The organism is Neisseria sp. P0006.S004, assembly GCF_051963015.1.
In the GTDB taxonomy this organism is placed as follows: domain Bacteria; phylum Pseudomonadota; class Gammaproteobacteria; order Burkholderiales; family Neisseriaceae; genus Neisseria.
The window spans coordinates 1-26,961 of sequence record NZ_JBQCUS010000005.1 but is presented as its reverse complement, the minus strand read 5'-3'; the positions used below and the strand labels follow the sequence as shown (position 1 = coordinate 26,961).

At 48.6% G+C, this 26,961-nt stretch carries 22 protein-coding genes and 1 pseudogene; 16 read left to right on the top strand and 7 right to left on the bottom strand.

Annotation, left to right across the window (positions count from 1 at the left end; genetic code table 11):
• Positions 1-103: 103 nt before the first annotated feature.
• The 3 genes from ACTHR2_RS08010 (at position 104) to ACTHR2_RS08000 (ending at position 2,964) form a co-directional block, all read left to right on the top strand.
• On the top strand, positions 104-1,345 hold the full coding sequence (locus ACTHR2_RS08010) for an aromatic amino acid transporter (protein WP_263338639.1): 1,242 nt from the start codon (positions 104-106) through the stop codon (positions 1,343-1,345).
• A 93-nt stretch (positions 1,346-1,438) separates the two neighbouring features.
• Positions 1,439-1,912, top strand: coding sequence for a DUF7832 domain-containing protein (locus tag ACTHR2_RS08005; RefSeq protein ID WP_263338642.1), 474 nt, complete (start codon positions 1,439-1,441; stop codon positions 1,910-1,912).
• Complete coding sequence (locus tag ACTHR2_RS08000; RefSeq protein ID WP_440375618.1) at positions 1,909-2,964, top strand: glycosyltransferase family 4 protein; 1,056 nt, start codon at positions 1,909-1,911, stop codon at positions 2,962-2,964. Before ACTHR2_RS08005 ends, ACTHR2_RS08000 begins: the two co-directional genes overlap by 4 nt.
• Positions 2,965-3,504: 540 nt before the next feature.
• Here the strand turns inward: ACTHR2_RS08000 and ACTHR2_RS07995 are convergent.
• On the bottom strand, positions 3,505-5,154 hold the full coding sequence (locus ACTHR2_RS07995) for an LTA synthase family protein (protein WP_263338645.1): 1,650 nt from the start codon (positions 5,152-5,154) through the stop codon (positions 3,505-3,507).
• 139 nt (positions 5,155-5,293) lie between these two features.
• On the opposite strand from ACTHR2_RS07995, the gene gmhB reads away from it, so the two are divergent.
• From gmhB to aroG, 9 genes and pseudogenes are all read left to right on the top strand, one after another.
• Positions 5,294-5,872, top strand: coding sequence for a D-glycero-beta-D-manno-heptose 1,7-bisphosphate 7-phosphatase (gene gmhB, locus ACTHR2_RS07990; protein WP_263338648.1), 579 nt, complete (start codon positions 5,294-5,296; stop codon positions 5,870-5,872).
• Positions 5,873-5,943: 71 nt separating this feature from the next.
• Positions 5,944-6,675 carry a lysophospholipid acyltransferase family protein gene (locus ACTHR2_RS07985; RefSeq protein ID WP_263338650.1) on the top strand — a complete coding sequence of 244 codons (732 nt, stop codon included), beginning with the start codon at positions 5,944-5,946 and terminating at the stop codon, positions 6,673-6,675.
• Positions 6,676-6,740: 65 nt separating this feature from the next.
• A complete protein-coding gene (locus ACTHR2_RS07980) occupies positions 6,741-7,436 on the top strand; it encodes a M48 family metallopeptidase (protein ID WP_263341850.1) in 696 nt (231 codons plus the stop codon).
• A 172-nt stretch (positions 7,437-7,608) separates the two neighbouring features.
• Complete coding sequence (locus tag ACTHR2_RS07975; RefSeq protein WP_004520945.1) at positions 7,609-7,980, top strand: hypothetical protein; 372 nt, start codon at positions 7,609-7,611, stop codon at positions 7,978-7,980.
• 156 nt (positions 7,981-8,136) lie between these two features.
• Positions 8,137-9,613: pseudogene (locus tag ACTHR2_RS07970) on the top strand (surface lipoprotein assembly modifier).
• Positions 9,614-9,902: 289 nt separating this feature from the next.
• A complete protein-coding gene (locus tag ACTHR2_RS07965) occupies positions 9,903-11,399 on the top strand; it encodes a subtype B tannase (RefSeq protein ID WP_263341854.1) in 1,497 nt (498 codons plus the stop codon).
• Positions 11,400-11,746: 347 nt separating this feature from the next.
• Positions 11,747-12,244 (top strand): XAC2610-related protein, encoded by a 498-nt coding sequence (locus ACTHR2_RS07960; RefSeq protein ID WP_070825596.1) that lies wholly within the window; start codon positions 11,747-11,749, stop codon positions 12,242-12,244.
• A gap of 239 nt (positions 12,245-12,483) precedes the next feature.
• On the top strand, positions 12,484-13,161 hold the full coding sequence (locus ACTHR2_RS07955) for a TIGR02117 family protein (protein ID WP_263338654.1): 678 nt from the start codon (positions 12,484-12,486) through the stop codon (positions 13,159-13,161).
• A 278-nt stretch (positions 13,162-13,439) separates the two neighbouring features.
• Complete coding sequence (gene aroG, locus ACTHR2_RS07950; protein ID WP_263338657.1) at positions 13,440-14,483, top strand: 3-deoxy-7-phosphoheptulonate synthase AroG; 1,044 nt, start codon at positions 13,440-13,442, stop codon at positions 14,481-14,483.
• A 189-nt stretch (positions 14,484-14,672) separates the two neighbouring features.
• Here aroG and ACTHR2_RS07945 read toward each other — a convergent pair whose 3' ends face one another.
• Complete coding sequence (locus ACTHR2_RS07945; RefSeq protein WP_440375594.1) at positions 14,673-16,850, bottom strand: TonB-dependent siderophore receptor; 2,178 nt, start codon at positions 16,848-16,850, stop codon at positions 14,673-14,675.
• A gap of 211 nt (positions 16,851-17,061) precedes the next feature.
• Positions 17,062-17,667, bottom strand: coding sequence for an NAD(P)H:quinone oxidoreductase (wrbA, locus tag ACTHR2_RS07940; RefSeq protein WP_263338664.1), 606 nt, complete (start codon positions 17,665-17,667; stop codon positions 17,062-17,064).
• Between the two features lie 99 nt (positions 17,668-17,766).
• Between wrbA and ACTHR2_RS07935 the strand changes: the two genes are divergently transcribed.
• From ACTHR2_RS07935 to xth, 4 genes are all read left to right on the top strand, one after another.
• Complete coding sequence (locus ACTHR2_RS07935) at positions 17,767-18,969, top strand: YihY family inner membrane protein (protein WP_263338666.1); 1,203 nt, start codon at positions 17,767-17,769, stop codon at positions 18,967-18,969.
• Between the two features lie 99 nt (positions 18,970-19,068).
• Positions 19,069-20,850: an extracellular solute-binding protein gene (locus tag ACTHR2_RS07930; RefSeq protein WP_440375593.1), complete on the top strand. Its 1,782-nt coding sequence runs from the start codon at positions 19,069-19,071 to the stop codon at positions 20,848-20,850.
• 415 nt (positions 20,851-21,265) lie between these two features.
• Positions 21,266-21,544: an ArsR/SmtB family transcription factor gene (locus ACTHR2_RS07925; protein WP_049336899.1), complete on the top strand. Its 279-nt coding sequence runs from the start codon at positions 21,266-21,268 to the stop codon at positions 21,542-21,544.
• A gap of 167 nt (positions 21,545-21,711) precedes the next feature.
• The gene (xth, locus tag ACTHR2_RS07920; protein ID WP_440375592.1) at positions 21,712-22,482 is read left to right on the top strand and encodes an exodeoxyribonuclease III; all 771 of its coding nucleotides are present in this window, start codon (positions 21,712-21,714) and stop codon (positions 22,480-22,482) included.
• Between the two features lie 382 nt (positions 22,483-22,864).
• On the opposite strand, the gene ACTHR2_RS07915 is transcribed toward xth, so the two are convergent.
• The 4 genes from ACTHR2_RS07915 to uvrB form a co-directional block, all read right to left on the bottom strand.
• Positions 22,865-23,413 (bottom strand): SMI1/KNR4 family protein, encoded by a 549-nt coding sequence (locus ACTHR2_RS07915; RefSeq protein WP_263338678.1) that lies wholly within the window; start codon positions 23,411-23,413, stop codon positions 22,865-22,867.
• Between the two features lie 293 nt (positions 23,414-23,706).
• The gene (locus tag ACTHR2_RS07910; RefSeq protein WP_349306309.1) at positions 23,707-23,907 is read right to left on the bottom strand and encodes a hypothetical protein; all 201 of its coding nucleotides are present in this window, start codon (positions 23,905-23,907) and stop codon (positions 23,707-23,709) included.
• Positions 23,908-23,945: 38 nt separating this feature from the next.
• The gene (locus ACTHR2_RS07905) at positions 23,946-24,638 is read right to left on the bottom strand and encodes a hypothetical protein (protein ID WP_440375591.1); all 693 of its coding nucleotides are present in this window, start codon (positions 24,636-24,638) and stop codon (positions 23,946-23,948) included.
• Between the two features lie 61 nt (positions 24,639-24,699).
• Complete coding sequence (gene uvrB, locus ACTHR2_RS07900) at positions 24,700-26,727, bottom strand: excinuclease ABC subunit UvrB (RefSeq protein WP_263338686.1); 2,028 nt, start codon at positions 26,725-26,727, stop codon at positions 24,700-24,702.
• Between the last annotated feature and the right edge of the window lie 234 nt (positions 26,728-26,961).

Sequence of the window (26,961 nt, the reverse complement as noted above, 5' to 3'; positions counted from 1 at the left end):
CCGTCTGAAAACAACAATCGGGTTTTCAGACGGCCTTTGCTTTACCTTTTCTTACACTTTACGGCATAATGGCAGCCACGCATTTCTAGAAGAAAGATAAACAATGTCAACCAAAACCCCATCCCTATTCGGCGGAGCGATGATTATCGCCGGTACGGTTATCGGCGCAGGCATGCTTGCCAACCCGACCGCCACGTCCGGCGTATGGTTTACCGGCTCGCTGGCCGTGTTGCTGTACACCTGGTTTTCCATGCTCTCCAGCGGCCTGATGATTTTGGAAGTTAACACCCATTATCCGCACGGCGCCAGCTTCGACACCATGGTTAAAGACCTGCTCGGCCCGACTTGGAACGTCATCAACGGCGTTGCCGTCGCTTTCGTTTTATACCTGCTCACCTACGCCTACATCTTCGTCGGCGGCGACCTGACCGCCAAAGGCATCGGCAGCGCGGTAGGCGGCGAAATTTCGCTCTCCGTCGGCCAACTCGTCTTCTTCGGCATTCTCGCCTTTTGCGTTTGGGCATCCGCTCGCTTGGTTGACCGCTTCACCAGCATCCTCATCGGCGGCATGGTACTCACCTTCATCTGGGCAACCGGCGGCCTGATTGCCGATGCCAAAATGCCTGTTTTGTTTGATACCCAAGCCCCGGCCGGCACCAGCTACTGGATGTATGCCGCCACTGCCCTGCCCGTCTGCCTTGCGTCATTCGGTTTCCACGGCAACGTCTCCAGCCTGCTCAAATACTTTAAAGGCGACGCGCCCAAAGTAGCCAAATCCCTGTGGGCAGGAACGCTGATTGCGCTTGTGATTTACATCCTCTGGCAAATCGCCATCCAAGGCAACCTGCCGCGCAGCGAGTTCGCCCCCGTTATCGCCGCTGAGGGTCAAGTTTCCGTCCTGATCGAAACGCTGTCCAAGTTCGCCCAAACCGGCAATATGGACAAAGTGTTGACCCTGTTCTCCTACATGGCGATCGCAACGTCCTTCCTCGGCGTAACGCTCGGCCTGTTCGACTACATCGCCGACATCTTCAAATGGAACGACAGCATTTCCGGCCGTACCAAAACCGCCGCGCTGACCTTCCTGCCACCTTTGATTTCCTGCCTGCTCTTCCCTACCGGCTTCGTTACCGCCATCGGCTACGTCGGCTTGGCCGCAACCATCTGGACAGGCATCATCCCCGCCATGCTGCTCTACCGCTCGCGCCATAAATTCGGCGTAGGCAAAAACTACAAAGTTTACGGCAGATTCTGGCTGATGGTTTGGGTCTTCCTCTTCGGCATCATCAACATCGCCGCCCAAATACTGAGCCAAATGGAACTTGTTCCCGTATTTAAAGGTTAAATTCCCTTAAGGCCGTCTGAAACACCCTCTTTCAGACGGCCTAATTCATTATTTTCCGCTACAATACCCCCTTTCCCCCAACGAACACCGTCCATGTACGACAATATCCGTTTCCATCTCGATGAAGACTATCCCGACCAGCTTCCGCCCGAAAACGCCGCCACCCATATCGGCATGTACTGGCAGTGGGCGGCGCAGGCAGGCCTCGTCAATCCCGTCTGGCAAACCGCCCCCGAAACCGCAGCCGACTTCGCCGCTATGACCTCGGGCAAAATCAGCGGACGGCACTTCCTGCTCAAACACATGGACGGCGCATTGACGGCGGACGACTTTACCGAACTCAGCCAACGGTTTACCGAGTTCTACTACACCGACGAAGAAGACGGCTACGGCGCATTTATGGAAGACTACGTCCTCGCCCTCGACACGCCCTCGCTCGGCGGCTTCTACCACGCCAAAAACACCCCGGAAACCTTCGCCAAACTGACACCCGTTTTTCAGACGGCCTTTGAAAAATGGAAAAGCAGTTTGAAAGCAGAAAAATATTCGAAAGAATCCACACAATGAAGCCGAACTATTCTATCGACATTGCTATTAACTGCTTCCGTCCAGGTGGCGGCATGGAAAGCTACACTTTCGACCTGGTCCGTGGTTTAAGCGCACACGGCATCAAACCTACAGTCTTTGCTGCACAAATTGATACAACGGTTCCTGAATACCGCCAAGTTGATACGCATCACATCAATCAAAAAAAGATTCCAAAAAAGTTGCGTCCTTTTTTCTTCAGCATGCAATTAGCCAAACTCCGGCAAAACAGAAATATTCCCCTTATTGCCTGCAATCCCAGTGATTATGCTGATATCTTTGTCTGCGGCGGTACACACTTAGGTTACCTGCACAACATGGGTAAAACCCCAAACCTACTTGATAGACTCATCATTCGGCGTAACCGTACCAACTACTCAACGTCAAAATTGATCATGGCGCATTCACACCTAATGCAACACGAGTTGATCAACCTCTATGGTGTGCCTTCTGAAAAGATCCATGTTATCCATCCACCTGCCGATACTGCACGCTTCTACACCAAACCGGAAGAAATTCCTGCAACTCGTGCGAGATACGGATTCAAAGACGACGAAACCATTTTCCTATTTCCGTCAACCGGACATACCCGAAAAGGCTTGGATTTATTAGCAGAATTTTTCGAGCATACCAATTTACCCATCAAACTGGCTGTTGCAGGATCGCTCTTACCTCGACCAATGAACAACGTTATTGAGCTTGGTTTCTGCAAAAATATGCCTGAACTTTACCGAGCTGCTGACTTCACTATCATGGCATCACTGTACGAACCATTCGGACTGGTTGGCATAGAATCTATTTTGTGCGGAACCCGAGTTGTTTTCTCCGACAATATGGCATGTACCGAAGTCATGAACGAAAATGCAGGCTTCTTTTTCTCACGTCAAAACCCAGAAACACTGGCACAAGCCATCACTCAAGCGGTTTCTCTCAAACAACAGGGAAAACACAAAATTACCTCTCCTATGCAGGCATTAACCTATAATCCCACCTTAGCGCATCATATCAACCAGACTCTCAATATACTATACTGACAGATATCAGAATAATACTTCACTAAAGATATTGAGAGCTTTGAAACACAGGTTGAAATCAATGCGGGTAATAAGGATAAGTTAGAAATCAGAAAGGCTGTGCCATTAGACAAGTGAAATATCTCCGAACATAGATAACAGTAGAATATGCAGGACATCCGCATGTAATACCAGAAGTAACGGGTTCTTTGATAATACAGTTAATGCTCAATAAGCTGCTAATTAAGCACTTGCTCTAACTACAACAAAGCGAAGTAGCAGCTATTATGACTTTAGAGTTTTACTGAAAATGCTCACGAACAATCCCCTAAATATCTTGGTAGAAATTTAGGAATTTGAGGGGCTTTTACAAAGACCTCAAAACAGTCTTTATGTTACAAAACTTGATTTTCAAACTACAAAAAGACGGGCATTCTTGCCCGTCTTTTTATGGAAACTACACTACATATTATAGAAATAAATAATGTACGATTACGTAGATTATCGTTGTACCTCTTTTTCTAAAAGCATACGTCTTATCATTTAAGTTAAGTTAAACACCTAACGTACAATTTTCAGGATACTATATAAATAATTCCGGTAATCATTAACAAGCTTACTATTGTAACAATCTTCAAGCCTACCATTACTTAAACTTCGCATGGTCATATTTGCTTTCATGAAATTGTCTGCAGGAGAAAGACCTGCCACATTCATTAACACTCCTCCAGCAAAAGCAAGGTCAAGAAAATCCTGTTCTTGCCTAAATCCTGAGGCAATATTACTTCTAACTGTAAATTGCGTAATATAGTCGGGATGAGTATCCTCCCCTTTTTTCTTGGGAGAGACACCATCAAACGATGCCTGATGGTCGCCGAAATAAGCAAATACAAACGGTTTGTTACGTTCATGTAGGTAATGGTTAAAACTTTCTGTCGCTTTATCCAAATCGACAATACGCCCGATATAGTCGTTGATTGCAGAAATGGTTTTCACGTCTAAATCTGGCGAGTCTAGCCCAAACACATTATCCATGTCTGTCCTGTAAGGCCCATGTTCTTTCATAGTTAAAATATAGACGAACATCGGTTGCTGTACATCTGCTAAACTAGGATGACGTTTTTCTAGAATCATCCGCGCATATTGCATCATTTCTTCGCTAGAAATGTGCCATAAATTTTTGCCCATCGGAGCGGGATACCCCAAATCTTGAGGCTGTAACATAAGATCAAAACCAAAATGGTCATAGGCGGCTTTGGCGTTATAGTTGCCCTTAGTAAAGGGCGACAAAGCCACACAAAAATAACCATGCTCACGCAAATTTCGGATAAGCCCAGTCTGTAAATGTGGCACTACCGAATAAAATACCCCGCTAGCCAATGCGCCAAAGTCAGTAGACGGCACGCCTGCTAAAAACGCAAATTCAGATTTCCACGTCGCACCACCAAATGTATGTACGCGCAGTGGAGAGGCAAACACGGTATCCATCTGCTGTTCAAATATCCTTAATTTAGGAATATCGGCTGATATGAAATCAAATTTATGTGGATTAAGCGTTGATTCCATCAGCGTGATGATAATATCGGGTTTTTCCAATGTTTCAGGATACATGTTTTCAGTTAACAGTTTCTCAGCAAATTCCTGTCCATTACCTTCAAACATCGGCACTTGGAAAAATACTGCCCTGCAAGACATTGGCAAATTTAAAAATACATCCCTACCATCATTTGGCAACGAATCCAGCCATGTCCTAACTGCTCCAGGATGCTTTGAAAAATACCACATTGCAAAAAATGACATTATGAATATGATTGCACCAGTATACTGCCATACTATATCCATAGGCTCTGCATCATACCAACCAAACACGGCATAAACAATCAATACCAATAAGCCCAGTACGCCAACGATGGCCTCCTTATAATGAAACAATGTCTCCCAGTTACGCCAATCGACAATGAGTCGGAAGTCTGAAATCAACAATGGTTGTTTGTAATAATGAATTTTTAATCTATGAAACAAAGCAAACACGACAAAACATACTGATGCAAAATTCAACGCTCGTTGCCACTGCCCTGTAAACATCAACATACCAGCTGCCAAAAACATAAATAGCATTGAAGCAAAAAAATAGGTCCACCGATAGTGCGACTTTATAATCAGTACTACTGCTACTGAAACAAACAAAAATAGGAAAATATAAGCAAACATGACGCTATCCCCTTATTGATAGGCTTCTATCAACACACAATCAGAAGAATTCTTAAAACAAGACGGCATAATAACACAGCGTAGGCACACTCTTTAATCTTTAATATAATATTGACCCTCACTATCTTAAAAAAACACCATGAAACTCATCATCCTCGACCGCGACGGTGTCATCAACCAAGACCGCGACGATTTCGTCAAATCCGTTGACGAATGGATTCCCATCGAAGGCAGCATGGATGCCATCGCCTTTTTAACGCAGGCAGGCTACACCATTGCCGTGGCCACCAACCAATCCGGTATCGGCCGCAAATACTTTACCGTGCAAGACCTGACCGAAATGCACGCGAAAATGCACCGTCTTGCCGTTCAAGCCGGCGGTACCATCGACGGCATTTGGTTTTGCCCGCATACCGCCGTTGACAACTGCGAATGCCGCAAACCCAAGCCCGGCATGATTATCGACATCATCGAACGCTTCAAGGCCGATGCCGCCGAAACCTGGCTGGTCGGAGACAGCCTGCGCGACCTGCAAGCCATTGATGCCGCAGGCGGCAAGTCCGCGCTCGTCCTGACCGGCAAAGGCAAAAAAACGCTGGCCCAACACGAGCAAGAACTGCCCGAACACACCCAAGTCTTCGACAACCTGCTCGCTTTCTCGCAATACATCATGCGTGAAAACACACAAATCGAAGAAGCCGCGCAAGCCATCCTATAAACGACAAGGCCGTCTGAAATCTGCCGACAACGGTGTTCAGACGGCCTTCAAACGACTGACTTTTTCCCGATATGCTGATTATCCGCAACCTGATTTACTGGTTCATCCTTTCCTCTAGCATTATTTTGCTGTTCCCATTTATGCTACTTGCCCTGCCCTTTCAAGGCGGCGCGCACAAAATGGCGCAAATTTGGGTACGCATCCTCAACTGGTCGCTCAAGCACATCATCGGTTTGAACTACACCTTAAGCGGCGCGGAAAACATTCCCGACCGCCCGGCCATCATTTGCGCCAAACACCAAAGCGGCTGGGAAACCCTCGCCCTGCAAGAGATTTTTCCGCCGCAAGTGTATGTTGCCAAACGCGAACTCTTCAAAATTCCTTTCTTCGGCTGGGGCTTAAAGCTGGTTAAAACCATCGGCATCGACCGCAGCAACAGCCGCGAAGCCAACAAACAACTCTTAGAACAAGGCCTTGCGCGTAAAAACGAAGGCTATTGGATTACCATTTTCCCCGAAGGCACACGCCTGCCGCCCGGTGGAAAAGGCCGCTACAAGCTCGGCGGCGCGCGCATGGCAAAAATGTTTGAGATGGACATCGTCCCCGTCGCGCTCAACAGCGGCGAGTTTTGGCCGCGCAACTCCTTCCTCAAATACCCCGGCACGGTCAGCGTCATCATCGGCAACCCCATTGCCCACAACAACGGCAATGAAGCCGAACTCATGGCCCAATGCGAGCAATGGATCGAAAGCCATCAGCCCCTGATTACCGGACAAGGTCCGTTCGCGCCCAAAACCAAATAAATCATTCCATCGGGTGGGCCGCTATGCCCGCCCTTTCCATGCCGTCCAATATTTTTCTCAACATCATGCCCCGCCTCCATACCCACACCCTTTCAGACGGCCTCACCATTTATATCCAGCTCAAACGCAGTGCCAAGAAAAACCTCATCTTGCGCCCCGTTTCCGCCGATACCGTCAGCATCAATATCCCTCCGTTTGTTACCCGGCAAACCTTTACCCAATGGCTGAACGACAACGAAGCCATCCTGCGCCGTACCCTAAACAAAACACCGGCTCGGCAAACACCTACCGACACGCTTCCCGAATGGATTTGGTATCAAGGCGTTCAGACGGCCTTGTTCATCCACGCAGCAAACCACATCCAAATCAGGCCGTCTGAAATCTTGTTACCCGAAAAAGAAAACGCCGCCCAACTTACCCATTTGCGCCGCTTCCTGCACGAGCGTGCGCGCGAGTATCTGCTGCCGCGCCTCGAAGGCCATATCCGAACCACCCGCCTAACCCCGAGCGCCATTTCCCTTTCCAACGCCAAAACCTTCTGGGGCGTTTGCCGCCACACCACCGGCATCCGTCTCAACTGGCGGCTCATCGGCGCACCCGAATATGTCGCCGACTATGTCTGTCTGCACGAACTCGCCCACCTGCGCCATCCCAACCACAGCCCTGCGTTTTGGGCTCTGACCCACTCGCTCACGCCGCATGTCGACCAAGCCGAACAATGGCTGAAGGCGCACGGCGGCGAATTGTTCCGACTCGGCTAAGTCTTTACTTTCAGTATTTTTCTGCAAGCAAACACCAGCCCAAAGCAAAGAACCAACGTCCTCCAAACAAATCATGTAGCCGTGCGTAAAATCGAGTTTATCTGCTTGCCGCCCCTCATACCTGCCGATAAGATGATGTCGTTCTCAAAACCCTTTTCAGAAAGGAAAACCGATGACCAAAGCAAAATCGTTACTGGCCACCGGCATTTTGGCTCTTTTCTCCGCCACGGCATTCGCCTCCCCGTTGCCTTCCGAAATCTACCGTCCGGATGGCGCGCACACCATCAAAGCCGATCATCAAGGCGACGGCGAATTTGAATACGAAGCCGAACTCTCCGGCCAACGCAATTCCATTCCTTCCCTGGCCAAAAAAGTGATCGCCCACGCGCGCAGCAAAGGTTTCCATGTGGTTGAGTCTGAAATCAAACACGACGATGCCGATCTGAAATTCAAACGCGGCAAACAAGAGCTGGACGTTTCCATCGAAGACAAAGGCCAAGGCCGTATCGAATACAAAGCCGATTTGGACTTGGACAAAAACTAAATCCGACTCGCAAATAAAGGCCGTCTGAAATCCCATCGGGTTTCAGACGGCCTTTTATCGTCTTTATCAGATAAAATGGCACTCAGTTTGCAAAATTTCCGGCTCAAAACATTGTACAATCCGCCCACTTATACCGATAACATCCCAAACATTGCCATGAAAAAACGTCTGCTCCTCCTCGCCATCCTTCCCCTTTCCCTTCACGCCGCCGATGTGCCTCCCGACGTAAAACCCGAGCTTCAAGTCAACACAGCCGAACCCGAACAGCCCGAAGCGCACAACATCCCTGCCGAGCAAACAAACAGGCCGTCTGAAAAAATCATCAACGTCGATGCCGACACCCTGCTTGCCAACACTGAATTACTGGCACGCGCCATGTATTCCGCCGTCGTCGCCCACAATATCCCCGGCATCAAAGCCGTTTTGCCCATTTACGAACAATGGCCCGAACACGACCGCGCCATGGCGCGCTACGCCAAAGGTTTGCTTGCCCAATCCGAAGGACGTGCCGCCGAAGCTGTCGGCCATTACCGCCGCTTTATCGCCGAGCAGCCCGATGCCTCCGCCGTCCGCTGGCAGCTTGCGACCGCCTTGTTTGAAGACAAACAAAACGAAGCCGCGGCCGACCAGTTCGACAAACTGCAAACCGAATCCCTCCCGCCTGCCTTGCAAGAACGCATCGAAACCTACCGCAAAGCCCTGCGTGAACGCGACTCATGGCAATTCAACTCCGACTTAAACATCACACGCGAACAAAACATCAACCAAGCCCCCGGCCAACGCCGTCTGGGCAACCATCTAAGCGATGAACAATGCCGTGCCGTGCGCCTAGCCTATCCCAATGACGACTGCTTCCGAGGCTGGACATTCCCCGAACCCATCGATGCCACCGCCGTCCATTACCAAATCGGTGCAGAAAAAAAAATGGTCGCTGCCACGCGGCTTCTATGCCACGGCAGGCGCAGACCACTACGGCAAAATCTACCCCAAACACACCAACTACAACGACCTCACCACACGCTTCTCGGTAGGTATCGGCTATGCCGACCAGCGCAACGATATCGGCATTACCCCGTTCCACGAACGCCGCTTCTACGGCAACGACCCCTACACCTACACCAACGGCGCACGCCTCCACTACAACCATTGGTGGCAACCCAAGCTGCAAACCCTCAGCGCATTTGAAGCAGGCCGTCTGAAAAACAGCCGTCGCGAGTATTCCAACAACACCAGCCAACTGCTCAGCAATTCCATCGTGTACTACCGCAACGCGCGCCAATACTGGGTGGCCGGTATCGACCTCTACCGCGAACGCAACCGCGACGACAAAGGCGACAGCTTCAACCGCTACGCCCTGCGCACCACATGGGGACAAGAATGGCCCAAAGGCCTCTCCACCGTCCTACGCTTCAGCGCCGCCCAACGCCGTTACCAAGCCCCCGGCTTCTTCAGCAACGAACAAAACCGCCGCGACAAAGAAGCCTCCGCCTCCCTGAGCGTATGGCACCGCGCCCTCCATTTCAAAGGCATCACCCCGCGCCTGACCATTGCCCACAACAAAACATGGAGCAACGACAAGTTCTACGAATACAGCAAAACCAAAATGTTTGTCGAATTGAGCAAAACGTTCTGACAAGTAGAACCAATCTGTGGATAAAGCAAAAATGCCTGTCCTGCATACTGATTTACAAGACAGATTCAAACTTTTACAGATACCGGATAAATAGATTTTTTAAGGTATAATGCCTCATTAAATTCATATTTATCAAATAGATGAAATTTAAGCTCATATTACTTTACAACGTAACGTACAACACTACATAACGCTACAAAAAAATCAGGCCGTCTGAAACCCGACTTAGCGTTTCAGACGGCCTTAGTATTCGTTATCATATCCGTTCACTTCTTCAAAAAGTATTATGATGAACGCCCTAAACAAAACCCTCTTATCCGTTTCTGTCGCGCTGGGATTGAGCGCCTGCGCTTCCGTCAAAACCTCAGACACCTACGACCTAGACTTCTCCAAACAAAAATACACCGAACAAAGCATCGAAGTGAATGGTCAAGTCGTCAAATTCCGCGCTTACGAAGGCGTGGTTTACGTCCGCAATCCTGTCGATACCCGTTACGAAATCATCAATATTTATGTACCCGAAGCCTATTACAACGGCGGCGAGATAGACGGTTTCAACGCCGAAACCGCACCGATTTTCCTGCCCAACCAAATCGGCGGCTATATGCCGGCCGAACCGGGCAAACCTGCTTTAGAAGGCAAACGCGGCGAGCCTGAAGGCGGCCAAAAATCGCCCAACGCCGCCCTGGTTGCCCTCTCCAAAGGCTACGTCGTCGCCTCCCCTGGCGCACGCGGCCGAACAGAGCCCACCGGCAAAGCACCTGCCGCCATTGTCGATTTGAAAGCCGCCGTCCGCTATCTGAAAGCCAACGACAAAGTTATGCCCGGCGATGCCGAAAAAATCATTTCCAACGGCACAAGCGCAGGTGGCGCGATGTCCGCCCTCTTAGGCGCAACAGCCGACCAAAAAGATTACGAAAACCACCTCAAAGCCTTAGGTGCTGCAGACGGCAGTGACAAAGTTTTCGCCGTATCCGCCTACTGCCCGATTACCGATTTAGACCATGCCGACATGGCTTACGAATGGCAGTTCAACGGTATCAACGACTACAAAAAAATGAACATTTCCATGCTTGACTACCGCGTCAAACGCGAGCTGGTCGCAGGCACGCTGACCGATGACGAGAAAAAACTGTCCGACCTCCTCAAACCCCTATACCCCGCATACCTCAACAGCCTGAACCTGAAATCCCCCGAAGGCAAGCCCCTGACACTGGACGCCCAAGGCAACGGCAGCTTTAAAAACCATATTGCCGGTTTAATTGCCCAATCCGCACAAGCCCAGCTTGATGCAGGCAAAGACCTAAGAGACCGCACTTGGCTGACCGTCCGTAAAGGCAAAGTCGTCTCCGTCGATTTCGATGCCTACGCCAAAGCCGCCGGCCGCCAAAAAACACCGCCGGCCTTTGACGGCGTAGATTTAAGCACAGGCGAAAACCAACTCTTCGGCACCAATACCGTCGACAAACGCCACTTCACCGCGTTCTCCATGCAACACAACACCGCCGCCAACGCCGAAATCGCAGATGAAGAAACCATCAAAATCATGAACCCGCTCAACTACATCGGCAAACCGGGCGTAAACCTGCCGCAAAACTGGCGCATCCGCGTCGGCACCAACGACCGCGACACCTCACTGGCAGTCTCCGCCGTCTTAGCCGCCAAACTGCAAAATAACGGCCAAACCGTCGACTACGCCCTGTCTTGGGATATCGGCCACGGCGGCGATTATGACTTAGACGAACTGTTTGCCTGGATGAAACAGGTCAGCAGCTCTACAAAATAATCGTTCGCAACATAGATTGAGATGAGATTTGGTATCCCGTTTTAATTAAAGAAAGGCCGTCTGAATATTTCAGACGGCCTTATATCTCTTTTTTATCTTTAAAATTTTAGTAAATATGAATGAATCAATACTGCATATTCAGATATAATCTTTAAAATCTAGGAAGCAAAGTTATCCAATATAATGACTAGCATCCTAGACATCTAATTGTATTAGAGAAGTATATATCCTACATACAAAAGTACTCATTTTCCCTGCTATATTTTAAGGTCCAAGCGCTCTAAGCTAAACTCATTTGAACAGTTTGGTAGGAACTTGTTTAATTCGTTTTGAACTTGAGGTATTTTATGAAAAAACTGGTCATTTTTGTATTAGCAATTCTATCTACTTCTGCTTATGCAACACAGCCACTAAAAGAAAGTGTTTATCCTTCAGTAACAAATTTTCCTTTTGAAATTAGAGTCAATCCGCTTTCCGATATAATTTATAAAATTAGCATTACAAATAAAAAAAATAAACAAACCCAAACTATTGAGAGTATGTCAAATCCTCCGCTTACCGCAGATCATTTGATTCAAATAAAAGATCTAAATAATGACGGATACCCTGATATTATCTTAAAGGGCTTCCCTGTTGCAGCATCGGCAATTAATGGCAATGAACTTTACATGTTTAATCCCAAAACTGAACAATTTGTGGAAACTGAAGATATTACACAGCTCGGGGAAATTCATGCTAATAGAAAAAATTGTATTTATGTTGATTATAGAAAAAATGCAATGGAATACGCCCAAGACCATTATTGCTGGCGTAATGGAAGATGGAATTTTATTAAAACCAAGTGAATTTTTATTAAGAGATAAAAAATAAGAACGGCTGTTAAAACCAGCGACTTTTATTCTAAAGGTATTTTAAACTCACAAGGCCGTCTGAAAGAGATTTCAGACGGCCTTTTTTATTCAAGTTAAACAACCATTTTTATCATTAGTCGCAAGATACCTACTACCCACTCATTTCTAATGAAAAAAGTACAAATTTAATGGAAAATACACACCTTCAAACTTAATTGCCTTTAAAAAAACGAATGCGTTCCTTCCTTCACATCCTCAAAAAAATCGGCAAAATAGCGCTGATCATCCCTATTTTTGCCCTATTGTATTTTTTGTCTGCTTGGATGATGGCTTCATTGCCGCTTAATGAAGAGCAGCCCAAAGGGGAAATTACTTTATTTTTAGTCAGTAACGGCGTGCATACTGATGTAGTTATGCCACTGAAGAATGATATTTTTGATTGGTCGGATGTCGTCAATCCAAAAGACACGCTCACTGCTGATCCTCAGATAACGCATATTGGTTTAGGCTGGGGGGAGCGCAATTTTTATTTATACACGCCTGAGTGGAAAGATTTGACTTTCTCCAATGCTTTAAGTGCATTAAGCGGGCTGAACCGTACGTTGATTCATGTTACTTATTATCCTTTTGAACCACGAGAAAATAGCTACGTCGTCAAATTTTTGGTCACGCCTGAGCAATACAGGAATTTAACAAAATCGCTCTTGGCCGGTTTTCAACAAAAAAATGGGCACCCCATCTTGCTAAAAGGAATCCATCATCAGTCTAACGATGCTTTTTACGAAGCCAAAGGACGCTATCATTTATTCAATACTTGTAACACTTGGCTGAATGACAAATTGGTTGAAAGCGGCCTTAAAGGCGTGTATTGGACTCCTTTCTCTTCGCCCTTGCTGGAACAATACCGATAGCCTTCACGCTTCTCAATTTATGGGTCTATGTAAAACTTCAGGCCGTCTGAAATTTTCAGACGGCCTGTATTTTGATAAAAACTCAAAGCCCTTTATTATATAAATGAAATTTTCTAATAGCATTAAATATTAATTTTTATAAACAAACTGATTTTAAATTCTATAAAATAATTAAAATAAAGAAATTTTAGAATAAAATTGCTAAAACAAAAAACTAAGCCTTGTTTAATTCTGCTAAAACCTGTAACCTGTATCAAAAATAAACAAGAGAGTCCATCATGTCCCAACACCACCCTACCGACGACATTAAAATCAAAGAAGTCAAAGAGTTACTCCCTCCAATCGCACATTTGTATGAGCTGCCTATTACGCCTCACGTTGCCAATTTGGTTTATAAAACACGTCATGAGATTTCGGATTTGGTTCACGGCCGCGACAACCGTTTACTGGTCATTATCGGCCCATGTTCGATTCACGATACTAAGGCGGCGGTTGAATATGCGCAAAAATTGCTGCCCTTGCGCAAAAAATATGAGCAAGAGCTGCTGATTGTAATGCGCGTGTATTTTGAAAAACCGCGTACAACCGTTGGCTGGAAAGGTCTGATTAACGATCCGCACTTGGACGGTACGTTTGACATCAACTACGGCCTGCGCCAAGCGCGTCAGTTGCTGCTGACTTTGAACGAAATGGGCATGCCTGCTTCGACTGAATTCTTGGACATGATTACGCCGCAATACTACGCCGACCTGATTTCTTGGGGCGCGATTGGTGCGCGCACGACTGAAAGCCAGGTACACCGCGAATTGGCCAGTGGCCTCTCCTGCCCTGTCGGTTTTAAAAACGGTACGGACGGCAATCTGAAAATCGCCATCGACGCCATCGGCGCCGCCAATCATCCACACCACTTCTTGTCTGTAACCAAAGCCGGTCATTCCGCGATTGTCCACACCAGCGGCAACCCTGACTGCCATGCCATTTTGCGTGGTGGGAAAGAGCCTAATTACAGTGCGGAACACGTTAAAGACGCGGTTGCGCAGCTTCAAAAAGCCGGCGTGAGCAGCAAACTGATGGTGGACTGTAGCCATGCCAACAGCCGTAAAGACTTCCGTAAACAAATGGATGTGGCGCGCGATGTTGCGGCGCAGCTGAAAACCGGTGAAGAAAACATCATGGGCGTGATGGTGGAAAGCCACTTGGTTGAAGGCCGCCAAGACAAGCCTGAAGTTTACGGTCAAAGTATTACGGATGCCTGCATCGGTTGGGATACGACTGAAGAATTGCTGGCCCTGCTTGCCGAAGCGAAAGGTTACCAAGCGTAAGTACGACATCATTAAAAAGACCGGATATGTTCCGGTCTTTTTTACGTCTGTCATTTTGATTTCTTTGCTCAAGATCCTGAGCAATTTTTAGTCAGGTTTGACATCAAAACAATATGTTAGAAAATATTCAGGCCGTCTGAAAACCGATCATTCAGGTTTTCAAACGGCCTCTCCTACTTTTCTTTTCAATTAAAACGTGTGTTTAACCGTTGCAGTCACACTACGCGGCGAGCCGTAAACGTGAATATCTGGCATGGTGCGATAGCGTTTGTTGAACACGTTTTCAAAGTCCAAACTGATGCGGGTGGATTTGCCGATTTTGTAATGACCGGTCAAATCCAGCGTGGCGTACGGACGTTGGGTCAACGCGGCCGCGGCAGCCGGATTGATGTCTGCAGGGTATTCATCCAGCGTGTGGCTGCGGCTTTGCCAGTTGACGTTGGCACCCAGGTTCAAACGGTCGGTCACGTCATACGCGGTAAAGAGTTTGAACAAATGAACCGGATAAGACGGATGCAGTTGAACCCCTTCGCTGTCTTTGATTTTGGAACGTACATAAGAAGCATTCAGCAGCCATTTATCGCTCAGGCGGCCGCCGACAGAGAGTTCCACACCTTTTGTTGTGGTGTTGTCTGCTGCGCGGTAGTATTCCTCGCCATTAGCAAATTTGCCTGCGACAACGCCCAAATGGTCGCGTTTGTTCATAAAGACAGAGGCAGAAGCATTCAGACGGCCTTCAAACCATGACGCTTTCAAACCGGTCTCGTAGGTTTTGCCGCGTTGTGGTTTGAGCGCTGCGCCGTCTTTGGTCAGGTAACGCACTTGCGGACGGAAAATGGTGGTGTAAGACGCATAGGTGGTCAAATTGTCGCCGATGTCGTAGGTTACGCCCAAATAAGGAATGAAAACGTTTTGTTTGTGGCTGCTGTGTGCGAATTTGTTACGGCTGGTGCTGTAACGGTAACGCCAATCCACAAAACGGCTACCACCGATAAAGGCGAGCTTGTCGGTCAGTTTGAAACGGGTCGAGCCGTAAACCGACAGGTTTTTCATGCGTGAAAAACCATCGCGCAGATACGGCATATCAGGTTTGGCGATGTTGCCGTCAAATTTACGTAAATCGGGAATCATCGACTCGCCTTCTTCGTAGAAAGAAAGGTTTTCTTTGTTGTCCTGATAGCTGATACCCACATTGAACTCATGCGAACGGCCCAACGCCGGATAATGGCCGTCTAAGGCCAATGAAAAATTCTGGTCGCGGTATTTGCTGCGATCGCGGTCAGATGTAAAGAGCGCGGAGTAATCGGAATTAATGACAAAAGTACCGGCAATGCCTGAAACGATGTCGTTTTTACCCGAAACATGGCTGTAATCGCCTGTCAGTTTCCAGCCGTTGTCAAACTCATGGCTGAGGGAAGTGAATACTTCGGCACTGGTGTCTTTGCCGTATGCCCAGCGCGCGGAAGAATTGCTGCGCGGCGAAGACTCAAACGGTATGAATCCAGTACGGCGCGAACCTGCTGCGGTCAGATAGCTGAAACGCGAGCTGCCGGTATTGCGGAAACGGTGTATTTCCGTACCGAGGCGCCATTCGGTTTGCGGCGTGATATCGTAAGACAACGTACCGTAGAAAGTGTGATTATGGCGCGATGTGTTCGGCAGGTAATCGCCTCCATGGTCGCTAACCAAAATAGCGCGGCCGCGCAAGGTATTGTCTGCATTCAAAGGCTGATTGGCATCAAGGACGAAGCGGTAGTGGTTCCACGAACCGACACCGGCTTCCACGCTGACGGCAGGCTTAGCAGTCGGTTTTTTGCGTTCCAAAGCAACCGTACCGCCCGGCTCGCCCATACCGCCGTTGGACAAACCGCTTGCGCCGCGTACGACGACGACTTGTTCGTACAACGTGCTGTCCAGATTGTTGGTGCCGCGGCGGATGGCTTTACCGTCGTAAAGGAATTTGGGCGCGCCGTCCACGGAAATGCTGTCAATCGCCTGACTGCGTGAAATAAATTGGCTGTGGCCGGATACGTTGTTGCCCATTTTGCTGTGGAACACGCCCGGTGTTTGTTTCAACACGTCCTGCAAGGTATCCAAACCTTGGTCGTCCATTTGTTTTTCGGTAACGACAGACAAGGACTGCGGCGTTTCGCGCTGGGTCAGGCGGATGCCTGTCGCGGCAGAGGAAGCGGGAATGGTGTAGTTGGAAGTAGTCTGTTTTCCGACACCTTGGACGGTAACTGTCGGTAAATCGACACGTTCTTGCGGCTGGGTATTTTCTACTTCGGTCGCGAAAGAATACGCCGAACACAGCGCCAGACTGACGGCAAAGCTTAATTTGCCATAGGGAAATACAGGTAGTGACATAGCCTCTCCAATTAGCTTATCTTTCAATTTGGTCGCAGATTCTATCAAAAAGATGTAGTCCGATGAAACTATGTTCCAATCACTATTTTCTAAGTAGTTCGTTTAATTCAAAATATTTATTTTTAATCTAGTCCTAATTAACTAAAAAGGCCGTCTGAAAACCCGCATCATCAGGTTTTCAGACGGCCTTAATCTTTTTATTACAAGGTAATCAGTCTGCCAATTTTCGTGCCAATTCTGCCAAACGTTTACCTTGTGCAAAGGCAATGTCGTTTTCTTCGGCAGTCAATGCCGGCTTGCTGTCGTGGCCGGAGACATGGCTTGCGCCGTAAGGCGTGCCGCCGCTTTGGGTATTGCTGAGCGCGGACTCGGTATACGAGATGCCGCTGATGACCATGCCGTGGTGCAACAGGGGCAGCATCATGGTCAGCAGGGTGCTTTCTTGGCCGCCGTGCAGAGAAGATGTGCTGGTGAATACGGTGGCAGGTTTGCCGACGAGTTCTGCGCCGAGCCAAAGGGGAATGGTTCCGTCGATAAAGTATTTCATCGCGGCAGCCATATTGCCGAAACGTGTCGGGCTGCCGAGCGCGAGGCCGGCGCAATTTTTGAGGTCGTCGGCAGTCGCGTATGGCGCGCCTTCGTCGGGAATGGCTTTTTCAACGGCTTCGCAAACGGTGGAAACTTTGGGAACGGTACGCAACACGGCTTCGCATCCGTCCACGCTTTCGATACCGCGTGCGATTTGGCGGGCAAGGTTGCGCGTGCTGCCATTTTGGGAATAAAAGAGGACGAGGATTTTCAGAGGATTTGGGTTCATTTGGGGTTTCCGTTACAATGCTGTCAGGTTTCAGACGGCCTTTTAAATACTCGGGCCGTCTGAAAAGAAGAAATTTCAATTTAAAAGTGGGAAAAGGTTATGCCGTTTTCGCAATGGTGGCAAGGTTTTTTAAAGAGTAAAGGCATGGCGTTCGCTTGGTTTGTCGTGCGCCGTTTTGATGAGGAGCGTGTGCCGCAGGTGGCGGCAAGCATGACGTTTACGACGCTTTTGGCTTTAGTACCCGTGTTGACGGTGATGGTCGTCATCGCTTCGGCCTTCCCCGTTTTCGACCAATGGTCGGGGGAATTTGTCTCTTTTATCAACCGCACCATTGTGCCGCAGGGCGCGGATATGGTGTTTGACTACATCAATGCGTTCCGTGATAAGGCCACCAAGCTGACGGCGATCGGCAGTGTGATGTTGGTCGTAACCTCGCTGATGCTGATTCGGACGATAGACAATGCGTTCAACCGGATTTGGCGCGTCAATTCGCAACGGCCTTGGATGATGCAGTTTTTGGTGTATTGGGCGTTGCTGACGTTTGGGCCTTTGTCTTTGGGCGTGGGCTTGTCGGTCGTGATTGGTCAGGTGCAAGTAGTGGGCGGATCAGAATGGCTGAGGGTTATCACTACGGTTTCATTTATTACGGTACTACTGTGGGGCTTATACCGCTTTGTGCCCAACCGTTTCGTGCCTGCCAGCCATGCCTTGGTCGGCGCGGCCGTAACGGCGTTTTGCTTGGAAACGGCACGCTTTTTATTCGCTTGGTACATGGGCAACTTTGACGGCTACAAATCGATTTACGGCGCATTTGCCGCAGTACCGTTTTTCCTGTTGTGGCTCAATCTATTGTGGACGCTGGTATTAGGTGGCGCGGTTTTGACCTCGTCCCTGTCCTACTGGCGCGGCGAAGCGTTCCGCCGCAGTCTGGATGCGCGCGGCCGCTTTGACGATGTATTGAAAATCCTGCTGCTGCTCGATTCTGCCCAACAAAACGGCAAGGCATTGCCGGTGCAGGAGTTCAGACGGCATATCAATATGGGCTACGATGAATTGGGCGAGCTTTTGGAAAAACTGGCACAACATGGTTATGTCTATTCCGGCCGTCAGGGCTGGGTCTTGAAAATGGGAGCGGAGTCCATCGACTTGGCTGAGCTGTTCAAACTCTTTGTCTACCGTCCGCAAACGCTTAATAAAGACAAGGTCAATCAAACGGTTGACCACATCATGCAGCCCTGCTTGGAAACCTTGAACATGACGCTTGCCGAGTTCGGCGCCCATACGAAAAAACAATCCTCTTAAACCTGACGCCGTCTGAAACCAAAAATATCAAGTTTCAGACGGCCTTTGCTATAATCGGCACACTACTGAATACTACATTCGACCTACAAGGAAAAATAGATGAAAACACCAGCCCTACTCTCTCTGCTCGGTTTGATTCCATCTGCCGCCTTCGCCGCCCACGGCGTAGGCCTTGGCCAACCACCCAAATATCCGGCTAACTTCACCGCTTTCGAATACGTCAATCCCAACGCCCCTAAAGGCGGCACATTTACCACGCCTTTCCTCGGTGCTTTTGACACACTCAACCCCTTTACCCTCAAAGGCAACCACGAATACGGCATCAGCATGCTGACACTCGACACCCTGACCGAGCAAAGCATGGATGAACCTTACGCCGTTTACGGCCTGATTGCCGAAGACATCGCCCTGGCGCCGGACGGTCTTTCCGTTACCTTCAAAATCAACCCTAAAGCCAAATTCCACAACGGCGACCCCGTTTTGGCCAAAGACGTTGCCGCTTCATTTAACATCCTGACCAAAGACAAAGCCGCCGCCCCCATGTACCACTTCTACTGGAGCGACGTGGCCAAAGTGGAAACGCCCAACGACCGCACCGTCGTGTTCCGCTTCAAGCAGCGCAACTCAGAATTACACATGATTCTCGGCAGCCTGCCCGTCTTCTCGCATAAAAGCTATCCCAAAGGCCTGGCCGCCGCACCCAACAGCCTGCCGATCGGCTCCGGCCCCTACCGTTTTGCCAAAGCCGAAAACGGCCGCATCAGCGAGTTTGTCCGCGACAAAAACTACTGGGCGCAAAATCTGCCCGTGCGCAAAGGCCGTTACAATTACGACCACATCCGCATCAAATACGTCAAAGACGAAGTTGTCCGCATCGAAGGGTTAAAAGGCGGCCAATATGACTTCGTACAAGAAAACGTCGCCCGCAACTGGGCGCGTGCCTACTCCGACGAAGTCCTCAAAAAACGCAATCTGTCCAAACACGAATGGGTACAAAACAGCACAGCCGGTATGCAAGGCTTCGTCATCAATATGCGCCACAAGCCCTTAGACAATATTTACGTCCGCCGCGCCTTGATTGAAAGCTTCGACTACGAAAGCGTCAACAGCCGCATCTTCTACGGCGCATACCGCCGCACCGACAGCTTCTTCACCAACAGCACCATGGCCGCAACCAGCAAGCCCGACAGCGCGGAAACCGCATTGCTCAAATCATTGGGCACCAAGCTGCCCGACGGCGTATTGGATCAAGACGTCCCTATGCCGCCGGTTACCGACCCCAAACTGGGCGTGCGCCCGAACCTGCTCAAAGCACGCGCCCTGCTTGAAAAAGGCGGCTACCAATACAAAAACGGCAAAGCAGTCGACAAACAAGGCAAACCGCTGACCTTTGAATTCCTCGCCCCAAGCAAAAACTACGAACGCATTACCGCCAAATGGCAGCGCGACCTCGCCAAAATCGGCATTACCATGAACGTGCGCACCGCCGACTCCGCCGTGTACCAAAAACGCATGAACGACTTCGATTTTGACGTGACCACAGGCTACTACGGCAACAGCGAAAGCCCCGGCAACGAACAATACGACTACTTTAGCTGCGCCGCCGCCAAAACCGAAGGCAGCCGCAATCTATCCGGCGTCTGTCATCCTGCGGTCGAAAAACTGCTGACCCATTTCAACAGCTTTACCAACCGCCAAGAGCTGCAAACCACCTCGCGCGCGCTCGACCGACTGATCCGCCACCAATACACCATCGTTCCAAACTGGTTCGCCGACCGCTATCGCGTCGTGTACCGTAACGATGTGGGCATTCCGTCCAAGCTGCCGAAATACTACGACCCCATCACCTTCGCCATGACCGCAGGTTGGAAGAAAAAGTAGTCGCATTTCGACAACACATCCAAGCGTCTGACAAGCCCTTGGCGTGTAGTCCTAAGCATAGAATCATAAAACCTTGCTGTTTGTTTAAAAACAATCAATTGGCTGATTCCAAACAAACATAAAAGAAAAAACAACTTAAAACCAAATCAAAGGCCGTCTGAAACATCCGTCAGCAAAATCATCTGCAACGGAACATTTCAGACGGCCTTTTCGTCTCTTTTCAATCCATTTTCGCAACCGAAGCAAAATATCGAAAATGAACAAAAAAATTGCAAAACAATGCCCTCAAATTTTACAAAACCGTGTACACTGCAAGGTAAGAGTTTGAATTATAAGGTTAATCTTAATAAAAACCACAATCATCCAAATTTAACCCAAATCAAGCATTCATATAACAGACAAAAGGAACAATAATATGGAAATCAAGCGTCTCTCTACCATTCTCAAACTGATTGCCAACCCCGAACGTATGGCCATTCTTTTTCTACTGCTTGACGGCGACCGCAGCATTACCGAACTGGCACAGGCACTCGACTCCTCCCCGACCGGCATCGCCAACCACCTCGCACGCCTGCGCACCGAAGGCATCATCGATTTCACGCGCTACCACCGCATCATCGAATACCGCCTCATCTCCGAAGAAGCCGCCACCATCCTCAATACCCTGCGCACGCTCAAAGACCAAGCCGAATAAACAAATTATTCCACATCGCAACATCAAGGCCGTCTGAAACATCAGCTTTCAGACGGCCTGCCACTTTTAGCCCATATCGAAAAATAAACCAATCCGCTATACAATACCGCCTATGCCCACAGGCGCAATCCGCCGCCTTCCCACCCAACAGCACACACGGAAACATCATGAAAATCGCCACTTGGAACGTCAATTCCCTCAACGTCCGCCTGCCCCAAGTACAAAACTGGCTGGCCGACCACCAAGCCGACATACTCGCATTACAAGAACTCAAACTCGACCAAGACAAATTCCCGGCCGCCGCCCTACAAATGATGGGCTGGCACTGCGTCTGGAGCGGCCAAAAAACCTATAACGGCGTCGCCATCATCAGCCGCCACGAACCGCAAGACGTACATTGCGGCCTTCCCGCCCTCCCCGACGACCCGCAACGCCGCGTCATCGCCGCCACCATCAACGGCGTGCGCGTCATCAACGTCTATTGCGTCAACGGCGAAGCACTGGACAGCCCAAAATTCCAATACAAAGAACAATGGTTTGCCGCATTGACCGAGTTCGTCCGCGCCGAAATGGCCACCCACCCCAAACTCGTCCTGCTCGGCGACTTCAACATCGCCCCGGCCGATGCCGACTGCTACGACCCCGAAAAATGGCACGAAAAAATCCATTGTTCCTCCATCGAAAGACAATGGTTTAAAAACCTGATCGACCTCGGCCTGACCGACAGCCTCCGCAAAATCCACCCCGAAGGCACGTTCTACACATGGTTCGACTACCGCGGCGCCATGTTCCAACGCAAACTCGGCCTGCGCATCGACCATATCCTCACCAGCCCCGAACTCGCCGCCACCCTTACCGACGTCACCGTCGACTTAGAAACCCGCGCCCAAGAACGCCCCAGCGACCACGCACCGGTAATTGCCGAGTTTGACTGTTAGACTTTGAGTGAATAAACAATAAGGCCGTCTGAAAATTGAATTTCGGACGGCCTTTATTCTAAAAGTTTTCAGACGACATTTGAGGTTGTCTGAAAGTTTGAAACAATGGTTTGAACAGCAAAAAACGCGTGCGTGCGTACCGCACACACCCTACACCTCGGTTTTAAAGTTTGTGCCATCCGCAGGTAGTGTGTGTGGCTCAGCCACGCACGCGTTTGGTGAGGATGCAGGCTACGGCTTGCTTTGAATTAAGAAAAAATAATGCCGTCTGAAAACTTTAAATGGTTTTCAGACGGCATTATTAGCCACTCAAGCATGGTTAGCAGAAATCCATGGCTAATGAGTACCCACTTTACCTAGCTATATTTACTTATGCCACCGTTTAAAGCGTATCTTCTCCTTCGCTTTTCACGCAACGAATGATCCAGTCTTCAAACCGCCGCCATTGGGCTTCTTCGGCATAAGTGGCGGGGTTGGCGGCATCGTGGATAAAAATATCGAAGTTAGGTTCGGTGCGGGACAGGTCGAAGCCGAACCAATCACCCATACTGTGATGCGCGCCGATGATAAAAATTTCTCCTATGTCTGGGTGTTCGTCAGGCGGTAGGTCGTCAAGTTCTTCGCACAATAGTTGTTGGTAATAGAGATTTTGTTCTTGCAGTTGGGCGAGGTTGTAGATTTCTATTTTGGGCGTTTGCGATACGGTTTGATCTATCACGCTGGTGTACCACGAATAGAAAAAATCCCCCGTGCCGCATTGCTGTAAAAATAAATAATAGCTTTCAGGCAGTCTGTTTTTCGTATATTCGCGTATTGCCTGTAATTCATCGGTTGAAAGGGGATGTGCATTGAAATTTAGGTGGTTTGCGTGAGATGCTTGGTTGTTTGTCAGCCAGTATTGAAGTTGTTGCAGGGCTTGCAGATAGGTCATGATGGGAGGGGTCTTTTTAAAATGGATTTTGTTGGGTATTGAACCAACAGGAAGAAACCAGTCTTTAAGCGATTATATTTGTTGTTTGGAATGAAACAAAGGTCGTCTGAAAACGTTAAATCGGTTTCAGACGACCTTTTTATTATATGGTAATTGAGCAAAATGTAGGTTGGGTTGCAAACCCAATATTTCGTGTAATTTAACAGTTTTGTTGGGTCTTAACCCAACCTACGCTTGCTGAAAACTCAAAATTGGTTTTCAGACGGCCTCTTGTTTTAAGATAGAGAATGTAATTATTCGCCCAACTTCTTCGTTTTATTGACGATAATCTCTACACGGCGGTTTTTAGCACGACCTTCGGGGTTGTCGCTGCCGTCATCGTTGGCGTTTGGCGCAACGGGATTGGCGGCGCCGAGACCTTCGGTTTGATAGTTTTGATGCAGACCTTGTGCTTCAAACCAGTTTGGCGTAGGTCGTATTCTCGAATCCGACATTTCGAGCATTGCTGCAATAGATTGCAATGACCGGTATGTTAAAGATTTTGTCGGATACAAGTATCCGACCTACGCTTGCTTTGTCTTTCATTAATTAATTCTGACAAATCATCATTAAATTTCTCTAAAACTCTCAAATTTTCTTCACTTATTTCTCGACTAAGGAAACCTATTTTGTAATTTTCATTAATATCTATTATCTTGTCAAAAATATTCAATAATAAGATGATGTTATCAGGCTTATTATACTTATGAGGATACTTATTAATATAATATATCAATTCCCTTATCGCTATAGCTTGGTCGTTAGAAATAGAAATATTTACTTTATTTTTATTTTCAAAGCTAGTGCACATTTCCGAAGTAACTAAATTTGCAATCCCAAAAACAAAGGAAACTTTAGAAATCTGACCAATCTTTTCATCTGGTAAGCCATCTGTTATGTAATATGTAGCATATACAAAAAACAAAACTAAGCAAAACTTAACTACTATTTCCACAACCTTATTCATGCTTTTATCATTAATTGGTTTTTTTATGTAAAAGTACAGATATGCAGAAAATGCACCAGCAATTATTGAGATAATATATGAACCAATTCCCAATGTAGAGTTAGTAGGCGAATTGCTAATTTTAAAAAAACCTGCGTATGCTGATAAGAATAAAAATACGGTAATCAATGCTTGGTATTGACCTGCTGGAGTTGATAGGTATTTTTTAATTTTATTCATGAAATGTCCTCTAATTTTTAAATTCATGGCTTTAATTATGGCATTATTTATATAAAAATAATTACTCCGCCCCAAACAACAAATTCTCCTTAATCCCCCGAATCCTATCCCGCAACACAGCCGCTTCTTCAAACTGCAAATCCCTAGCCGCCTGCTGCATAGCTTTTTCCAATTTCGCGATTTCTTTAATCGCGTCTTCTTCGTTGTGAATCTCGCCGACTTTAACCTTATTTTTGCCTTTCAGACGGCCTTTGCCGCTATCTTCTTCGTGGTACACGCCGTCGATGATGTCTTTAACCTGTTTTTTAATCTGCTGCGGTATGATGCCGTGCTCTTCGTTAAATTTAATCTGTTTTTCGCGGCGGCGTTCGGTTTCGTCAATGGCGGCTTTCATGGAGTCGGTGATTTTGTCGGCGTACAAAATAGCGACGCCGTTCACGTTGCGCGCGGCGCGGCCTATGGTTTGAATCAGGCTGCGGTGGGAGCGCAGGAAGCCTTCTTTGTCGGCGTCGAGGATGGCGACGAGGGAGACTTCGGGGATGTCCAAGCCTTCGCGCAAGAGGTTGATGCCGACGAGTACGTCAAACAGTCCGAGCCGCAAATCTCTAATGATTTCAACGCGCTCTACAGTGTCGATGTCGCTGTGCAGGTAGCGTACTTTGATGCCGAGTTCGCTGTAATAGTCGGTGAGTTGCTCCGCCATGCGTTTGGTGAGAGTGGTAACGAGTACGCGTTCGCCTTTTTGGATGCGGTCGTTGATTTCGCTCATTAAGTCATCGACTTGAGTGGCGACGGGGCGGATGATGATTTGGGGGTCAACCAGCCCTGTGGGGCGGACGACTTGTTCGACCACTTGTCCAGCGTGTTCTTCTTCGTATTTGGCGGGGGTGGCGGAAACGAAGATGGTTTGTGGCATGACTTTTTCAAATTCGTGGAATTTGAGCGGTCGGTTGTCGCGGGCGGAAGGCAGGCGGAAGCCGTAGTCGACGAGGTTTTGCTTGCGCGATGCGTCGCCTTTGTACATACCGCCGATTTGGGTAACGGTAACGTGGCTTTCGTCGATGAACATGATGGCGTTGTCGGGCAGGTAGTCCATCAGCGTGGGCGGCGGTTCGCCTTCTTTTTTGCCGGAGAAGTGGCGGGAGTAGTTTTCGATGCCTTTGCAGAAGCCCATTTCGTAGAGCATTTCGAGGTCAAAGCGGGTGCGCTGTTCGATGCGTTGTTGCTCGACGGGGCGTTGTTCGCGAGCGAAAAATTCGATGCGTTCGCGCAGTTCTTCTTTGATGGATTCGCAGGCGCGCAATACGGTGTCGCGCGGGGTAACGTAGTGGCTGGACGGGAAGACGGTGTAGCGGCCGACGCGTTGGATAAGGCTACCTGAAAGCGGGTCGAACATATCGAGGCGGTCGATTTCGTCGTCAAACAGGCTGATGCGCAAGGCGTTTTCGGAGCTTTCGGCGGGGTACACGTCAATCACGTCGCCACGCACGCGGAAGCTGCCGCGTTTGAAGTCCAAATCGCCGCGTTCGTACTGCATGGAAACGAGCGTGGCGATGATGTCGCGCTGCTCGATGGTGTCGCCTTCTTTGACGGACAACACCATTTGCTGATACTCGGTCGGGTCGCCGATACCGTAAATGGCGGACACGGTGGCGACGATAATCACATCGTCGCGCGTCATCAGGTTTTTGGTGGCGGAAAGGCGCATTTGCTCGATGTGTTCGTTGATCGCGCTGTCTTTTTCTATGAACAAATCACGGCTGGGTACATAGGCTTCGGGTTGGTAATAGTCGTAGTAGGAGACGAAATATTCCACCGCGTTTTCGGGGAAAAACTCGCGCATTTCGGCATAAAGCTGAGCTGCAAGGGTTTTGTTGTGCGCCATAATGATGGCAGGACGACCGCTTTGGGCGATGACGTTCGCCATGGTGTAGGTTTTGCCTGAACCGGTTACGCCGAGCAGGGTTTGATAAGCAAGGCCGTCTGAAAGTCCTTCGAGCAAGCCAGCAATGGCAGTGGGCTGGTCACCGGCAGGAGGAAATGGCTGATGAAGTTTAAACGGAGAATTGGGATATTGGATGACTTCCATAAGACGGCCTGTTTTATGCTCAGGTAAAGAGAGGATTATAACAAAGGGCCGTCTGAAAATTGATAGTGTGCCAATCTGATAAGACTAAATATTTCATCTCCTTCCTTAACTAACTGAGGTTGGTTGTGTTAGCTGGAACAATTAAACTACCCTCTCCCCAAAGGACGTGCCTATGTACGTCCTTTTTCTTTATCCGCTTCTCCCTTTCCACCCGATTGTTACCCCATAAAAGGC

What these genes read in the sequence shown, in the direction of transcription:
- ACTHR2_RS08010 (WP_263338639.1), top strand. Translation starts at nt 104, where the DNA reads ATGTCAACCAAAACCCCATCCCTATTCGGCGGAGCGATGATTATCGCC.
- ACTHR2_RS08005 (WP_263338642.1), top strand. Translation starts at nt 1,439, where the DNA reads ATGTACGACAATATCCGTTTCCATCTCGATGAAGACTATCCCGACCAG.
- ACTHR2_RS08000 (WP_440375618.1), top strand. Translation starts at nt 1,909, where the DNA reads ATGAAGCCGAACTATTCTATCGACATTGCTATTAACTGCTTCCGTCCA.
- ACTHR2_RS07995 (WP_263338645.1), bottom strand. Translation starts at nt 5,154, where the DNA reads ATGTTTGCTTATATTTTCCTATTTTTGTTTGTTTCAGTAGCAGTAGTA.
- gmhB (WP_263338648.1), top strand. Translation starts at nt 5,294, where the DNA reads ATGAAACTCATCATCCTCGACCGCGACGGTGTCATCAACCAAGACCGC.
- ACTHR2_RS07985 (WP_263338650.1), top strand. Translation starts at nt 5,944, where the DNA reads ATGCTGATTATCCGCAACCTGATTTACTGGTTCATCCTTTCCTCTAGC.
- ACTHR2_RS07980 (WP_263341850.1), top strand. Translation starts at nt 6,741, where the DNA reads ATGCCCCGCCTCCATACCCACACCCTTTCAGACGGCCTCACCATTTAT.
- ACTHR2_RS07975 (WP_004520945.1), top strand. Translation starts at nt 7,609, where the DNA reads ATGACCAAAGCAAAATCGTTACTGGCCACCGGCATTTTGGCTCTTTTC.
- ACTHR2_RS07965 (WP_263341854.1), top strand. Translation starts at nt 9,903, where the DNA reads ATGAACGCCCTAAACAAAACCCTCTTATCCGTTTCTGTCGCGCTGGGA.
- ACTHR2_RS07960 (WP_070825596.1), top strand. Translation starts at nt 11,747, where the DNA reads ATGAAAAAACTGGTCATTTTTGTATTAGCAATTCTATCTACTTCTGCT.
- ACTHR2_RS07955 (WP_263338654.1), top strand. Translation starts at nt 12,484, where the DNA reads ATGCGTTCCTTCCTTCACATCCTCAAAAAAATCGGCAAAATAGCGCTG.
- aroG (WP_263338657.1), top strand. Translation starts at nt 13,440, where the DNA reads ATGTCCCAACACCACCCTACCGACGACATTAAAATCAAAGAAGTCAAA.
- ACTHR2_RS07945 (WP_440375594.1), bottom strand. Translation starts at nt 16,850, where the DNA reads ATGTCACTACCTGTATTTCCCTATGGCAAATTAAGCTTTGCCGTCAGT.
- wrbA (WP_263338664.1), bottom strand. Translation starts at nt 17,667, where the DNA reads ATGAACCCAAATCCTCTGAAAATCCTCGTCCTCTTTTATTCCCAAAAT.
- ACTHR2_RS07935 (WP_263338666.1), top strand. Translation starts at nt 17,767, where the DNA reads ATGCCGTTTTCGCAATGGTGGCAAGGTTTTTTAAAGAGTAAAGGCATG.
- ACTHR2_RS07930 (WP_440375593.1), top strand. Translation starts at nt 19,069, where the DNA reads ATGAAAACACCAGCCCTACTCTCTCTGCTCGGTTTGATTCCATCTGCC.
- ACTHR2_RS07925 (WP_049336899.1), top strand. Translation starts at nt 21,266, where the DNA reads ATGGAAATCAAGCGTCTCTCTACCATTCTCAAACTGATTGCCAACCCC.
- xth (WP_440375592.1), top strand. Translation starts at nt 21,712, where the DNA reads ATGAAAATCGCCACTTGGAACGTCAATTCCCTCAACGTCCGCCTGCCC.
- ACTHR2_RS07915 (WP_263338678.1), bottom strand. Translation starts at nt 23,413, where the DNA reads ATGACCTATCTGCAAGCCCTGCAACAACTTCAATACTGGCTGACAAAC.
- ACTHR2_RS07910 (WP_349306309.1), bottom strand. Translation starts at nt 23,907, where the DNA reads ATGTCGGATTCGAGAATACGACCTACGCCAAACTGGTTTGAAGCACAA.
- ACTHR2_RS07905 (WP_440375591.1), bottom strand. Translation starts at nt 24,638, where the DNA reads ATGAATAAAATTAAAAAATACCTATCAACTCCAGCAGGTCAATACCAA.
- uvrB (WP_263338686.1), bottom strand. Translation starts at nt 26,727, where the DNA reads ATGGAAGTCATCCAATATCCCAATTCTCCGTTTAAACTTCATCAGCCA.